Raw genomic sequence first — 14,206 nt, forward strand, 5'->3', positions numbered from 1 at the left:
AGGATGCTCTGGTATGAGCGACACTCACGAACAACACATTTCCCCCGCTCCCACCGAGGGCCACGAACCCCCGGGCACTCGGCTGAAGCGCGAGCGAGAGCGGCAGGGACTGTCGCTTGACGAAGTTGCCGAGCAGCTCAACCTCAGGCCCGCCGTGGTCACCGGCCTGGAAGAAGACCGCTTTGATCAAGTGCCCATCGCCACCTATCGACGCGGCTACTTGCGCGCCTATGCCAAGCTCTTGGGGATCGACGACAAACTGGTGGCGCAAGACTACGATGCCTTGCATGGTCGTGATGACCTCGACCGCAAGGTCGCGCCTCCGGCGTATCGCTCACAACCGCCCTCACGGATCGGCGCCTGGCTCTTCAAGTTGGTCACGCTGATCATCATCGTGGGACTGATCGGTTTGACACTGCTGTGGTGGCAGAGTCGTGAAGGCAATGACTTATTCGGACTCGGCGACAAGCCCGCCTCCTCCATGGAAAGCATGGATAACGCCGGCGGCACCGGAGGCAGCGCGCAAGCCGCCGACATGGCAGAAAATGCCTCTTCTGGCGACAGCGAGTCCGCACAGTCCAGTGCCGACGCCCCGACTAACACCGGCACGCAAGACGACTTGCCGCCCGTTCCCGACGAGAACGACAACCTGGGCCTCGTCGATAACGACGCGGCAAACGTTGACGAAGCACCCAACGCTGGCCCCGCCACCCGCGACGCTGCTGACACACAGGGCGCGGGCACCGAGGCAAGCAGCACCTCGGCGAGTGCCGAACCCGCCGCGCAAGGCGATGGGACCAACACCGCCAGCGACACCAGCACCTCGGCAAATGACGAATCCGCCGCGCCAGGCGATGAGGCCAACGCGGCAAGCGCGAATGCCAACCAACTGACACTGACCTTCAACGAACAGTCATGGACCGAGATCTATGATGCCGACGACCAACGCCTGATGGTGGGCCTGCAAGATCCCGGCACCAGCCTCCAGCTAGAAGGCACGCCGCCGTTCCGCCTGACCATTGGCAACGCCACAGGCGTCGAGCTCCGCTATCAGGGCGAGAATATCGACCTGAGCCAGTATACCGGCGGCAATAATGTCGCCCGCTTCACCTTGGGAGAGTGATACGCTGATGCATATGCAATCTCCGATTCAACGGCGCCAGTCCCGCCAGATTCATGTCGGGAATGTCCCCGTCGGCGGCGGGGCCCCCATCGCCGTGCAAAGCATGACCAACACCGACACCCTGGACGTCGCTGCCACCGTGGCGCAGATCCGCCAGCTCGAGGCCGCAGGCGCCGACATCGTGCGCGTCTCGGTGCCCACCATGGAGGCCGCCGAGACCTTCGGTCAGATCAAACGCCAAGTGGCGGTTCCCCTGGTCGCCGATATCCACTTCGATTACAAGATCGCCCTGCGCGTGGCCGAACTGGGCGTCGACTGCCTGCGCATCAACCCCGGCAATATCGGCCGCGAAGACCGCGTACGCGCAGTAGTCGACGCTGCCCGCGAACATGGCATTCCGATTCGCATCGGCGTCAACGCCGGCTCGCTGGAAAAGGATCTGCAGAAGAAATACGGCGAGCCCACGCCGGAAGCCCTGGTCGAATCCGCCATGCGGCATATCGAGCATCTTGATCGTCTCGATTTCCAGGACTTCAAGGTCAGCGTCAAGGCCTCCGACGTGTTCATGGCGGTGGCCGCCTATCGCCAGCTCGCGCAGCGCATCGACCAGCCCCTGCACCTAGGCATTACCGAAGCCGGCGGCTTGCGTTCGGGGACCGTGAAGTCCTCGATCGGACTCGGCATGCTGTTGATGGAAGGCATCGGCGACACCATCCGTGTCTCGCTGGCCGCCGACCCCGTCGAGGAAATCAAGGTCGGCTATGACATGCTCAAGAGCCTGCGTCTGCGCTCCAAAGGCATCAACTTCGTCGCATGCCCGAGCTGCTCGCGCCAGAATTTCGACGTCATCGGCACCATGAACGCCCTCGAGGAACGCCTCGACGACATCATGACGCCACTCGATGTCTCGGTCATCGGCTGCGTGGTCAATGGCCCCGGCGAGGCCAAGGAAAGCGATATCGGCCTCACCGGCGGCGACCCGGCGAACCTCGTCTATATCGACGGCAAGCCGGCCAGCAAGCTTCGCAACGACCACCTGGTCGACGACCTGGAAGCGCTGATCCGCGATAAGGTCCGCGAAAAAGAGGCTCGCGAACGCGATACCATCGCCCGCGAGGTATAATGCGCCGCTCGCGCGCCCCGTACCGGTTCAGGAGTCAGCATTGAGCAACAAGATCCAGGCCATCCGTGGCATGAACGATCTGCTACCGGAGCAATCGCCTGTTTGGCAATACTTCGAGCGTCAGATCCAGCATCTCATGCAGCGCTATGGGTATAGCGAGATCCGCACGCCCATCATCGAGCAGACGGCGCTGTTCAAGCGCTCGATCGGCGAAGTGACCGATATCGTCGAGAAAGAGATGTATACCTTCGAGGATCGCAACGGCGACAGCCTCACGCTGCGGCCCGAAGGCACCGCCAGTTGCGTGCGCGCGGCGCTGGAGAACGGCCTGCTTTACAACCAGACGCAACGCCTGTGGTATCAGGGCCCGATGTTCCGCCACGAACGTCCGCAAAAAGGTCGCTATCGCCAGTTTCATCAGGTCGGCGTGGAAGCTTACGGCATGTACGGGCCGGATATCGACGTCGAGATGATCCTGCTCAGCGCACGGCTTTGGGAAGCCCTCGGCCTGATGCCCCACGTGCAGCTGGAGCTCAACTCGCTGGGCTCCAACGAGGCCCGTGCCGCCTACCGTGACGCGCTGGTCGCACACTTCAAAGCGCATGCCGATGTCCTCGACGAGGATTCTCGGCGCCGTCTGGACACCAACCCGCTGCGCATCCTGGACTCCAAGAACCCCGACATGGCGGCAATGCTCGCCGATGCACCGCGCTTGATGGATCACCTCGACGAAGAATCGCGGGCTCACTTCGCCGAACTAACCGCCATGCTCGAAGCAGCCGGCATCGATTACGTCATCAATCCGCGCCTGGTGCGAGGACTGGACTATTACAGTCGAACCGTGTTCGAGTGGACCACCCAAGCGCTGGGCAGCCAGGGCACGGTCTGTGCCGGTGGCCGCTACGACGGCCTGGTCGAACAGCTCGGCGGCAAACCCTCGCCCGGTGTAGGGTTCGCCATGGGCGTCGAGCGCCTCATCCTGCTGCTCGAAACGCTCGACCTGGTACCCGAGGCCGCACGACCGCGCACCGATGTATACCTGACGGCCATGGGCGATGCCGCCAGCCGCCAAGCAATGTTGCTGGGCGAGCGTCTGCGTGATGCTCTGCCCGGCATGCACCTGCAACTGCATTGCGGCGGCGGCAGTTTCAAGAGCCAGATCAAGAAAGCCGACAAGAGTGGGGCACGCATGGCGCTGCTGCTCGGCGAAGATGAACTGGCCAGCGGCCGGGTGGGGATCAAATTCCTGCGTGAAAATCGCGATCAGGAAAGCGTGACCCTCGATGCGCTCGCGGCGCGTCTCCAGACGCTTCTCGCGGAGGCTTGAAGAACCAAGCGCCGTTTCGTACGAACAGCCATTGAAGGAGACCGCCCGTGGCGGAGCTTATTACTAGCGAAGAGGAACAGCTTGAGACGCTCAAGCGCTGGTGGAAGGAATATGGCAAGGCGATCATTGCCGGCATCGTGCTTGCCGGTGCGGGTGTTTTCGCCTGGCATGCCTGGCAGGATTACCAAGCCTCGCAAGCGGCGGCAGCGTCGCAGCGCTACCAACAGCTCACGATGCTAATGCAGCAACCGCAGTTGAGCGCCGAGCAACGCCAGCAAGCCACGACCATGATCGAGGGTCTGCAGAGCGAACACGGTGGCACCCTGTACGCCGAACTCGCCGAACTAATGCGCGCCCGTTTAGCGGTCGATGCCAATAATCTGGAGGGGGCGCGCGACACGCTGACAGCGTTCATCGACGGCAGCGAGCATGCCTATCTCGACGGACTCGCACGTCTCAACCTGGCGCGCGTGCAAATCGGCCTGGACAACGCCGAGGGCGCGCTGGCGACACTGGGGAACGACATTCCTGCCTCGCTCGAAGCGCAAGTCGCCAACACCCGCGGCGATGCGTATGCCGCGCTCGGCCAGCCCGACAAGGCGCGTCAGGCTTACCAGGACGCCCTCGCCAGTGCCGAAGAACAGGGTCTACCGCTCTTCGGCGTGCAGCTCAAGCTCGACAATCTCGGTGTAAAGGACGCCAGCTGATGAAATTCAACCACTTGCTGTTACCGGCCGCGCTCACCTTGTCCACCTTGCTGGCGGGTTGTGCCGGCAACGTCGAGCCGCAGTATCCCCCCAAGGAGCTCAAGGACATCTCAACGTCGGTGACACTCGACGAGCGCTGGTCCACCTCGGTCGGCGATGGCCTGGGACGGGCACGCTACCCCTTGAAGCCTCTCCTCGTCGACGGCACCCTCTATACTGCCGATGAAAACGGCCTATTGCGCGCAATCGATGCCGACAGCGGCGCGACTCAGTGGGAAGTACGCTTCGACACGCCGCTTTCCAGCGGCATATCCAGCGATAGCGCCCGACTATACGCTGGCACGCGCAACGGCTCCGTCATCGCCATCGACCGCGAGGACGGTAGCGAAGCCTGGCGCACTCAGGTCTCCAGCGAAGTATTGGCCACCCCCCAGGTCAACAGCAAGCTGGTCGTGGTGCAGAGTGTCGACGGTACGGTAACCGCCCTCAATCGCATCTCTGGCGAAGAAGAATGGACCTACAGCAGCAACCGGCCTGCCTTGACCTTGCGTGGCACGGGAACGCCGCGCGTCATCGAGCCTGTCTCGTTCGTCGGCTTCGCCAATGGCCGACTGGTGACGCTCGACAACCGTAGCGGCCAGCCGCTATGGGACATGCGCGTCTCCGTCCCGCAGGGACGCACCGAGGTGGAACGACTCGTCGACCTCGACGGTCAGCCGGTGCTGACGCGAGACGGCCGTCTATTCGTGACCAGCTACAACGGTCGCGTGATGGCGCTGGAAGCCACCAGCGGCGAAGTCATCTGGTCACGCGACGAGTCCAGTTACCTGACGCCGCTACGCGTCGGCAATTACCTCTTCACCGTCAATGAAGCCAGCCATGTCCTGGCACTCGATGTCGATAGCGGCAGCGTGCTGTGGGAATCCGACGCCCTCGAAGGCCGCGACCTGACCGCGCCCACCTTCATCGACGGCAAGCTGGCGCTGGGTGACTATCAAGGCTATGTCCACCTGCTCGACGCGAGCAGCGGCGATATCGTGGGCCGCACGGAAATCGGCGGCGATGGCATCAGCCTGGCCCCGCTGGCCGATGGCAAACGGCTTTACACTCTCACCAACGACGGTGAACTGGCCGCCTACGATCTCGAAAAAGGCGATTGAGCGGCTCGCCCTCGTAGCCTGTGAGCGGGCACCTCGCGCTGAGGTGCCCGCGTCATTTGTGGGCCCTTGCCGATCAGCAATGCTAGAATCACGCCATACTACGTGACATCCGCGTCGCGTCTCCTCATTCAACGCCACGCCGCATGTCCAGCCTCACTCAACGCTTTTGTGCGCCGGTTTACGAGACAACATGAATCCCGTCATCGCCCTGGTAGGCCGACCCAATGTCGGCAAATCGACCCTTTTCAATCGCCTGACTCGCACGCGTGACGCGCTGGTCGCCGACTTTGCCGGCCTCACCCGTGACCGCAAGTACGGCAACGGCGCGCTCGGTGACAAGACCTATACGGTCATCGATACCGGCGGCATCAGCGGCAATGAAGAAGGCATCGATGCCGCCATGGCCGAGCAGTCACTGCTGGCCATCGACGAAGCCGACATCGTGCTGTTCCTGGTCGACGGGCGGAGCGGTCTCAGCGCCGCCGACGAGGCCATCGCCAATCACCTGCGTGTCAATCAGAAGAAGACCTGGCTGGTAGTCAACAAGACCGATGGGCTCGAAGAACACTCGGCTGCAGCGGACTTCTGGCAGCTCGGCCTGGGCGACCCGCGCCCGATCGCCGCCGCGCACGGACGCAATGTGACCGCCTTGATCGACGAGGTGCTGGCGCCCTTCCCCCCGCGCGAGGCCAACGCGGCACCGCCCGATCTCAGCAACGGCATTCGTATCGGCGTCATCGGCCGACCCAATGTCGGCAAGTCGACGCTGGTCAACCGTCTGCTGGGCGAAGAGCGGGTCGTTGTCTTCGATGAGGCCGGCACCACGCGCGATGCCATCGAGATCCCCTTCGAGCGCCGCGGCAAGCCCTATGTGCTGGTCGACACCGCCGGCGTGCGGCGACGCAAGAACGTCAAGGAAACAGCCGAGAAATTCTCGATCATCAAGACGCTCGAAGCCATCAAGGATTGCCATGTGGCGGTCATGGTACTCGACGCGCGCAGCGGCCTGGTCGAACAGGATCTGCACCTGCTCGATTATGTCCTGAGTAGCGGGCGCGCGCTGGTATTGGCGGTCAACAAATGGGATGGCCTCGAGCAAGAGGCGAAGGACAAGATGCGCACGGAGATCAAGCGCCGCCTGGGCTTTGCCGATTACGCCGAGATGCATTTCATCTCCGCGCTGCACGGCACCGCGGTGGGCGATCTCTACCCCTCCATCACGCGGGCCTTCGACTCGGCCAACAGTCACTGGTCGACCAATCGCCTGACCACCCTCTTGCAGGATGCGGTGAGTGAGCATCAGCCGCCGCTGGTCCACGGCCGCCGCATCAAGTTGCGCATGGCCCATCAGGGCGGCAGCAACCCACCGATCATCGTGGTCCACGGCAATCAGACCGGCTCACTGCCAGAGGCGTACAAGCGCTATCTGATCAACACCTTCCGCAAGGTACTCAAGGTGCGCGGTACACCGATGCGCTTCGAGTTCCGCTCGGGCAACAACCCCTACGACGAAAATGCCGGCGCCAGCGACCGCGAAAAGGCCAAGAAGCGTGAACTGAACCGCACGCGCGAGGCGCGCAAGAATCGCCGCTAAAGCGTGTCACTCGTCGCCATTCCCAAGCACACGATTGCGTCCCGCCAGCTTGGCGCGATAGAGCCTTTGTTCGACGGCGTCGAGTCCCGCCTCGACGCTGGACGCATCGTGCAGGCCCGCCACTCCGGCGGAAAACGTCACCTCGAACTCACCACACTCCTGAATCGCTCGCGCCTGTGAATGGAACTGCAGGCGTATACGTTCGATCGCGCGCTGCGCATCTTCGGGGCTGCAATGTGGTAACACGACACAGAACGCTCCACCGGCGTAACGTGCCACGTGGTCGATGAAACGCAGTTGTTGCGTCAGTCGTTCCGCCAGGAGACGAATGACATAATCACCGCTGGCATGCCCATGATGGGCGTTCAACGCCCCGACATGATCGATATCGATCAATGCCAGGCTGGTGGGCGTACCGCTACGTTGCGCGCGGACGAACTCGATTTCCAGAAGTTCCTGCAAGGCAGCATGAGTCAACACGCCGGTCAGGCCATCGCGCGCTCCCGAGCGTCGCGAACCAAGCGCGCGATGGGCGTGTGACAATACCGTCGTCACCAGCGCATCGTCATCGACCGGCTTGCCGAGGAAAACGTCGCCACTACGCGCCCAGGCCTGCTCGCACACGTCATCGTCGGCCGCCAGATACACCACGGGCAAGTCCCGCCAGGCATCGTCGAGGCGCATCACGCGGGCCAGTTCTCGTCCCGTACACGACGGTAAGCGCGTGTCCACCAAGGCCAGATCAGGGCGGTAATCGCGCAGTGCAGCCAGTGTCTCGGCTGGCATGTTGACCACCCATGAATCGATTCCAGCACCGGCCAGCACTCGATGGTAGTGCTTGGTCAGCTCGACATCGTCGTCGACGATCAGAACCCGCAGTGGTTCCGGGGTGAGGCCCGGCGACAGACGATCCAGACACCGGTCGATCAGCGAGGCATCCAAAGGAGGGACGAAATAGCCGGCCGCGCCGTGGCGAATCGCCGCGAGTCGCGCCGCAAAATCGTCATCATCACCAATGATCAAAAGATGCGGCGGAGACTGCCATCCGCTCCACCAAATGCTCCAGCGCGAACGCGCTACGCTACGCTCGTCGACCAGCACGGCCTCGGGTCGCCATGCCATGAGAGCATCGACGTCGCGCATGGCATATTCATGACATTCATACCCCAGCGCGCTCAAGGCCTCGCCCAGCGCGCGGCGCCGTAACGGTTCATCACCAAGCAAGGCGACACGCACCGACGTGGCATCTCGCTGAGCCGTCATTCCCTTTGCGGAGAGCAGGTCATCGAGATTGGGCAGTTGCTCCACTTGGTACTGCAGCCGTGATTGCAACGCCGCCAGCGTATAGGGGGCGGGCAACACTTCTCCATCGAGCCACTGACGAATCTGGCGTCCTACCTCGCTGCATGTCTCACTCAATGCCTCATAGCCGAAGCTACCGGCGGAATCGGCGATACGTTGCAGATCCTCGCAGACCGCCTCCAGCTCCATCGCCGATGCGGCATTATCACGAGTACTCATCTCCTCGACGTGCGCGGTTACCGCCTGCACATCGCCATGCAACCTCTCGGCGCCTTGCCGGCGCAATGCCTCGAGGCGCCGACTACGTTCGCTTTCTTGCATACCGTCTTCTCCCTGACCATAAGGCCGCCTCGCATCCCTAAACGTTACGACTCTTGCACCTCATACCTAGCGCCTACCCACTGGCAGGCAAACTGCCAGGCGGCGCGCCCGCTTCTCACCCCACGCAAGGTGGCGAAGCGCACCGCATCCTCGCGGGCCGCGTCGCTCCAGGCATTTTCCCCGCCCAAGTGGTAGACCCAATGACGGCATGCGGTCAGGTAGGCATCCTGATTGAAAGGGTGGAAGGCCAGCCACAGCCCGAAGCGGTCGGAAAGCGAGATACGCTCTTCCACCGCATCGCCATGGTGGAGCTCGCCGTCGACCAGCCGGGTATCCTGATTGTCGGCGAGCGACTCAGGCAACAGGTGGCGCCGGTTGGACGTCGCATACAACAGCACGTTTTCGGGCGGGCCGGTCAAGGTACCATCGAGTACGCTCTTGAGCGCTTTATAGGCGTCGTCGTGGCCTTCGAAGGAGAGATCATCGCAGTACACAAGGAAGCGATGCGTCGAGTCGCGTAGCCGCTGCACCAATCCTGGCAGGCCGACCAGATCGTGGCGGTCGACCTGAATCAAGCGCAGCCCTTCCGGCGCCAAGGTGTTGAGCAAGGCCCGGACCATCGACGACTTGCCGCTGCCGCGTGCGCCCCAGAGCAACGCATGATTCGCCGGGCGCCCGTGCAAAAAAGCGCGCGTATTGCTCAAAAGCGCCGTCTTCTGGCGCTCGACGCCGACCAGATCGTCCATGCCGACGCCATCGCGCGCGGCCACCGGAATCAATTGGCCGCCCAGCGCATTACGCTGCCAGATCGCCGCCACGTCACGCGACCAGTCGACGACTGCAGGCTCTGGCGGTAACCACGCCTCGACCCGGTCAAGCACCCTGTGCAGACGTTGCGCTAGCTCGGCATCCATCCTACCCCTCCTGTCACTGTTCATTCCAGAATCCCGCATATAGATCGCTGGTTGACCCAACGCAGCATCGGGGTATCTTGGAGCCGTTTGGTTGTCGGGTCCAGAGCCTATCAGGAGTTTCTCATGCAAAGGATGTTGCCGTCTCGCCTACGAATGCCACTCGCCATCGGCCTCGTAGGTATCACCCTGGCCGCTTGCAGCACCTCGCCGCTAGGACGTAGCCAATTGGCCTTCTATCCAGATGACCAGCTCGAGCAGATGGGCAAGCAGAGTTTCGCACAATATCAGGAAAAGCTGCCGGAGATTGGCGGCGCCACGTATGACTATGTGCAGTGCGTCGCCGATGCCATCACTGACGAAGTGCCTGACGACGCAGGTATTGCCACCTGGGAGGTCAAGGTCTTCAAGGACGATGCGGTCAATGCCTTCGCGCTGCCGGGTGGTTACATCGGGGTCAACAGCGGGCTGCTTGATGTCACCGAGAACCAGGACCAACTGGCCGCCGTCATCGGTCACGAGGTAGGTCACGTCCTCGCGCATCACGCCAACGAACGCGTCTCGACGCAAGCCGCCACCCAGACCGGGCTCTCGATCCTGCAATCGGCCGCAGGACTGGAAGGTGCCGCCGGCGAGCAACTCATGGGGCTCCTCGGCGCGGGCGCCCAGTACGGTGTGATCCTGCCCTTCTCGCGCAAGCAGGAGTCGGAAGCCGACAAGGTCGGCCTGGACTTGATGGCTCAAGCCGGCTTCGATCCCCGCGCCAGTATCGAGCTGTGGCAGAACATGGCCGCGCAAAGCCAGGGCGCACCTCCGGAGTGGCTCTCCACCCACCCCAGCAACCAGTCACGCATTCAGGGCTTGCAGGCACGTCTGGATCAAGCCATGCCGCTCTACAAGCAGGCCCAAGCCAACGGCGAGCGCCCCAACTGTCAGCGCTGATCGCCTCCTGAAAAGCGAGACGCCGCCTGTGGAGGCGGCGTCTGCGTATGTGTCGACGCACGACAAGCCATCAAAGCTCGCGGCGTAACACCTCGCGTACCGCCGCGGTATCGGGGCGCACGTGCCGCCACAGGAAGAAAGACTCGGCAGCCTGCTCGATCAACATGCCCAGGCCATCGATCATGCGTGCGCCGCGCTTACCCGCCCATTGCAGGAAAACGGTCGGGTCGGCGGCGTACATCATGTCATAGGCCACGCCCGTATCAGTGAGCAAGGTGTCGGGCAAGGGTGGCAAATCCCCGCCCAGCGAGGCGCTGGTGCCATTGATGACCACATCATAAGAGCCTTCCAAGGTGTCATAGCCGCTGCCCGTCACACCCGCCTGTTGCTGCCCACGTTTTTGCGGGTGAAAGTCTGCCGCCAGCCCCATCGCCTTCTCGGCGGTGCGGTTGGCAATATGCAAGGACTGCGGCCTCGCCGCCAGCAACGGATCGAGCACGCCGCGCACGGCCCCGCCCGCGCCGAGCACGAGAATGCGCGCATCGTCGAGCGTCACGCCGTGCGCTTCGAGGTCACGCACCAGTCCTACGCCATCGGTGGTATCGGCATAGGTGCGCCCGTCCCGGCCGTGTACCAGCGTATTGACGGCCCCGGCCCGGCGGGCACGCTGGCTGAGCACATCCGCCATACGATACGCCTCTTCCTTGAACGGCACGGTGACATTGGCGCCAAGACCACCGGCGGCCACGAAGGCTTGCCAGGCGCCGGCAAAGTCCTCGCGCGGCGCCTCGATAGCCTCATAAGCCATGGCCTGCCCACACTGCTCGGCGAATAGCGCATGAATGCGCGGCGAGCGCGAGTGCCCGACGGGATGCCCGAAGACACAGTAACGATCACTCATACTTCAGCCTCCTCGAGCCATTCGCGTGAGTGCAAGAACTCATCACCCAGGCGCGCCTCGTCGCTACCCGGCTCGGGCTCCCAGCAGTACTGCCACTGCGCCAACGGCGGCATCGACATCAGGATCGACTCAGTGCGCCCACCGCTTTGCAGCCCGAACAGGGTGCCGCGATCCCAGACTAGATTGAACTCGACGTAACGCCCGCGCCGGAACGCCTGGAAGTCGCGTTCGCGCTCGCCGTAAGGCGTCTCACGCCGCCGCCGCACGATGGGCAAATAGGCGTCGAGGAAGGCATCACCCACCGCCTGCTGGAACGCGAAGCAGTGCTCGAAGTCCCATTCGTTGAGGTCATCGAAGAACAAGCCGCCAACGCCGCGCGTTTCGCCGCGATGATGAAGGGTGAAATAATCGTCGCACCACTGCTTGAAGCGCGGATAGACATCATCGCCGAACGGCGTGCAGGCATCGCGGGCCACGCGGTGCCAGTGGACCACGTCCTCGAACACCGGATAGAACGGCGTCAGGTCGAAACCGCCGCCGAACCACCAGACGGGGTCGGCATCGTCTTTCTCGGCGATGAAAAAGCGCACATTGCCATGCGCGGTGGGCACATGCGGGTTATGCGGATGCAGCACCCAGGACACGCCCACGGCATGGAAACTGCGCCCGGCCAATTCGGGCCGCGCGGCCGAGGCCGAGGCCGGCAGGCGTTCGCCGAAAACATGCGAGAAATTGACCCCACCCTTCTCGAACACGCCACCGTTCTCGATCACCCGGGAGCGACCACCGCCACCCGACTCGCGTGTCCAGCTATCTTCGCGAAAGCGCTCACCATCCTCGGCGGCCAAGCCTTCGCAGAGACGTTCCTGCAAGTCGAGTAGATACTCTTTCACCTTGTCAAGATGGGGGTGTGCCACGTCACGCTCCTCGGGTTATCGGTTGGTTTGACTCATGTAACGCTCGGCCATGACGCCAGGCATACGACTCACCGGCACGCTTTAATCGCGCAGGACCTCGCCGCTTGCCAGATCACGAATCGTGCTCGGCCGCACGTATCCGCCCAGCACCCCCTCGACGAGTGTCACCGCCTCGCCAAAGGCCGTGCGTATGTCGCCGGCGCTCATCGCGGGTGGCTCGCCGGCGCGATTGGCCGAGGTCGAGACCAGCGGGCCGCCGAAGGCACTACACAGCGCCTGTACCAAGGGATGATCGCTGACGCGCACCGCCAGGGTCGCGTGCTCGCCACGCAATAACGGACGTGCCCGCCCGTTGTCGGGCACCAGCCAGGTGGTGGGCGTCGCTTGGCTGGCTGCCAGACGCGCGCGTTGCGCCTCGTCGAGCCCTTCCAGCCAGGGTGCCAGTTGCGACACCGACCCGGCGATCAGGATCAGACCCTTGGCCGGATCACGTTGCTTGAGTTCGATCAGGCGCGCCAGAGCGGCATCGTCATCGGGGTCGCAGCCCAGCCCCCACACCGCTTCGGTGGGGTAAGCCACGATGGCGCCACGGCGCAATACCGCCACGGCGTGACTGAGGGTATCGGAAGTCTCTGACATGACGAGAGGTTTCGCTTCACGGCAACACAAGATACGGCCATCTTATCACGCACGCGGGGCGGAACGCCGTGCCATGCTGTCGCATGGCCTGGACCTAGCGCGTGGCGCGACGCACCCACCCCCCACTCACCTGCGCGGCCTGGCCGGCGAGCTCCAGTTCCAGCAGGCGCATCTGACAACCGCCGACGTCCAGCTCACTGCGCTCGACCAGTACGTCGAGCGGCGTGGGGGTCGTGTCCAACAGCGCCAGTAACGGATCCTGGGGCACATCGGAGGGCGCCGGAGCCTCTGCACGCGCTGGTGGCGTCGCCGTGTCGGCCTCGGGTGGCGTCGCGTTCAACGCCTGCCAATGGCCGAGCTGCTCGAGAATATCGTCGCGTCCGCGTACCAGGCAGGCGCCGTCGCGGATCAGCCCCAGGTTGCCATGCGCCTGCACATTATGCAGCGAGCCGGGGATCGCGAAGACCTCGCGGTTCTGTTCCATCGCCAGCCGCGCGCTGACCAGCGAGCCGCTCTTCTCGGCCGCCTCGACGACCAGCACACCCAACGATAGCCCGGTGATGATGCGATTGCGGCGCGGAAAGTAGCGCGCGTGGGCCCGCGTCTCGGCGGGATGCTCGGAGAGCAGCAGGCCGCCTTCATCGAGCAGACGACGATACAGGCCGGCATGGCGGGGCGGGTAGATCACCTCCACGCCGCAGCCGAGTACCGCCACGCTGCGACCGCCGGCATCCAACGCCGTGCGCTGGGCCACGCCGTCGACACCCAGCGCCATGCCGCTGACGATACCGAATCCGGCCTCCACGAGTTCGCGGGCGAAGAAAGCCGCGTTATCGCTGCCTTCACGGGTCGGGCGCCGCGTGCCGACCATGGCCAAGCCCGGCAGATCGAGGGCAGCCAAATCGCCCTTGGCCCATAGCAGCGCCGGTGGATCGACGATCTCATCGAGCAAGGCAGGCCAGGCCGGATGACCGGGATGCAAGAGATGATGTGATGGTTGGCTCGATTCCCACGCCAAGGCCGCCGTGACCGATGCCTCCAAGGGACTCTTCGTGGGGTGATCGAGCCAGTGCCGCAGCGTATCGCGTGGTCCAGCGGGCATTGCCGTCAACCAGGCCTCGGGCCAGTCATCGGCCAAACCTTGCGCAGCCAATTCTCGGCGAATGACCGCCAGACGCCGTGCGCCGAGTTTGGGTAGATGTGCCAGGGCACACCACTCTCTCGTTGTGATCATGCGCG

13 protein-coding genes are annotated in these 14,206 nt (G+C 63.6%); 7 read left to right on the forward strand and 6 right to left on the reverse strand.

Going from position 1 to position 14,206, the window contains the following annotated elements; genetic code table 11:
• Positions 1-13: 13 nt before the first annotated feature.
• The 6 genes from RVY79_RS02550 (at position 14) to der (ending at position 7,034) form a co-directional block, all read left to right on the forward strand.
• Entirely contained in the window at positions 14-1,123 is a 1,110-nt protein-coding gene (locus tag RVY79_RS02550) for a RodZ domain-containing protein (protein WP_317462441.1), read from the forward strand.
• A 7-nt stretch (positions 1,124-1,130) separates the two neighbouring features.
• On the forward strand, positions 1,131-2,246 hold the full coding sequence (gene ispG, locus RVY79_RS02555; RefSeq protein WP_317462442.1) for a flavodoxin-dependent (E)-4-hydroxy-3-methylbut-2-enyl-diphosphate synthase: 1,116 nt from the start codon (positions 1,131-1,133) through the stop codon (positions 2,244-2,246).
• A 40-nt stretch (positions 2,247-2,286) separates the two neighbouring features.
• Complete coding sequence (gene hisS, locus RVY79_RS02560) at positions 2,287-3,573, forward strand: histidine--tRNA ligase (protein WP_317462443.1); 1,287 nt, start codon at positions 2,287-2,289, stop codon at positions 3,571-3,573.
• Positions 3,574-3,620: 47 nt separating this feature from the next.
• A complete protein-coding gene (locus tag RVY79_RS02565) occupies positions 3,621-4,280 on the forward strand; it encodes a tetratricopeptide repeat protein (protein WP_317462444.1) in 660 nt (219 codons plus the stop codon).
• Complete coding sequence (gene bamB / locus RVY79_RS02570) at positions 4,280-5,440, forward strand: outer membrane protein assembly factor BamB (protein WP_317462445.1); 1,161 nt, start codon at positions 4,280-4,282, stop codon at positions 5,438-5,440. The genes RVY79_RS02565 and bamB overlap by 1 nt, the downstream gene beginning before the upstream one ends.
• Before the next feature lie 190 nt (positions 5,441-5,630).
• Complete coding sequence (gene der, locus RVY79_RS02575; RefSeq protein WP_317462446.1) at positions 5,631-7,034, forward strand: ribosome biogenesis GTPase Der; 1,404 nt, start codon at positions 5,631-5,633, stop codon at positions 7,032-7,034.
• A gap of 6 nt (positions 7,035-7,040) precedes the next feature.
• Here der and RVY79_RS02580 read toward each other — a convergent pair whose 3' ends face one another.
• Positions 7,041-8,657: a diguanylate cyclase gene (locus RVY79_RS02580; RefSeq protein WP_317462447.1), complete on the reverse strand. Its 1,617-nt coding sequence runs from the start codon at positions 8,655-8,657 to the stop codon at positions 7,041-7,043.
• A gap of 44 nt (positions 8,658-8,701) precedes the next feature.
• Positions 8,702-9,571 carry an ATP-binding protein gene (locus RVY79_RS02585; protein WP_317462448.1) on the reverse strand — a complete coding sequence of 290 codons (870 nt, stop codon included), beginning with the start codon at positions 9,569-9,571 and terminating at the stop codon, positions 8,702-8,704.
• A gap of 123 nt (positions 9,572-9,694) precedes the next feature.
• Between RVY79_RS02585 and RVY79_RS02590 the strand changes: the two genes are divergently transcribed.
• On the forward strand, positions 9,695-10,510 hold the full coding sequence (locus tag RVY79_RS02590; RefSeq protein ID WP_317462449.1) for a M48 family metallopeptidase: 816 nt from the start codon (positions 9,695-9,697) through the stop codon (positions 10,508-10,510).
• A 70-nt stretch (positions 10,511-10,580) separates the two neighbouring features.
• Here RVY79_RS02590 and aroE read toward each other — a convergent pair whose 3' ends face one another.
• The 4 genes from aroE to dprA form a co-directional block, all read right to left on the reverse strand.
• A complete protein-coding gene (aroE, locus tag RVY79_RS02595; protein ID WP_317462450.1) occupies positions 10,581-11,411 on the reverse strand; it encodes a shikimate dehydrogenase in 831 nt (276 codons plus the stop codon).
• On the reverse strand, positions 11,408-12,328 hold the full coding sequence (hemF, locus tag RVY79_RS02600) for an oxygen-dependent coproporphyrinogen oxidase (protein WP_317462451.1): 921 nt from the start codon (positions 12,326-12,328) through the stop codon (positions 11,408-11,410). The genes aroE and hemF overlap by 4 nt, the downstream gene beginning before the upstream one ends.
• 81 nt (positions 12,329-12,409) lie before the next feature.
• On the reverse strand, positions 12,410-12,967 hold the full coding sequence (locus tag RVY79_RS02605; RefSeq protein ID WP_317462452.1) for an L-threonylcarbamoyladenylate synthase: 558 nt from the start codon (positions 12,965-12,967) through the stop codon (positions 12,410-12,412).
• 94 nt (positions 12,968-13,061) lie between these two features.
• Positions 13,062-14,201 carry a DNA-processing protein DprA gene (gene dprA / locus RVY79_RS02610; RefSeq protein ID WP_317462453.1) on the reverse strand — a complete coding sequence of 380 codons (1,140 nt, stop codon included), beginning with the start codon at positions 14,199-14,201 and terminating at the stop codon, positions 13,062-13,064.
• Positions 14,202-14,206 lie beyond the last annotated feature (5 nt).

It is taken from the genome of Chromohalobacter sp. HP20-39 (assembly GCF_033052815.1).
Taxonomy (GTDB): domain Bacteria; phylum Pseudomonadota; class Gammaproteobacteria; order Pseudomonadales; family Halomonadaceae; genus Chromohalobacter.

Coding starts and splice junctions, on each gene's coding strand:
- RVY79_RS02550 (WP_317462441.1), top strand. CDS start 14: ATGAGCGACACTCACGAACAACACATTTCCCCCGCTCCCACCGAGGGC.
- ispG (WP_317462442.1), top strand. CDS start 1,131: ATGCATATGCAATCTCCGATTCAACGGCGCCAGTCCCGCCAGATTCAT.
- bamB (WP_317462445.1), top strand. CDS start 4,280: ATGAAATTCAACCACTTGCTGTTACCGGCCGCGCTCACCTTGTCCACC.
- der (WP_317462446.1), top strand. CDS start 5,631: ATGAATCCCGTCATCGCCCTGGTAGGCCGACCCAATGTCGGCAAATCG.
- RVY79_RS02580 (WP_317462447.1), bottom strand. CDS start 8,657: ATGCAAGAAAGCGAACGTAGTCGGCGCCTCGAGGCATTGCGCCGGCAA.
- RVY79_RS02585 (WP_317462448.1), bottom strand. CDS start 9,571: ATGGATGCCGAGCTAGCGCAACGTCTGCACAGGGTGCTTGACCGGGTC.
- RVY79_RS02590 (WP_317462449.1), top strand. CDS start 9,695: ATGCAAAGGATGTTGCCGTCTCGCCTACGAATGCCACTCGCCATCGGC.
- aroE (WP_317462450.1), bottom strand. CDS start 11,411: ATGAGTGATCGTTACTGTGTCTTCGGGCATCCCGTCGGGCACTCGCGC.
- RVY79_RS02605 (WP_317462452.1), bottom strand. CDS start 12,967: ATGTCAGAGACTTCCGATACCCTCAGTCACGCCGTGGCGGTATTGCGC.
- dprA (WP_317462453.1), bottom strand. CDS start 14,201: ATGATCACAACGAGAGAGTGGTGTGCCCTGGCACATCTACCCAAACTC.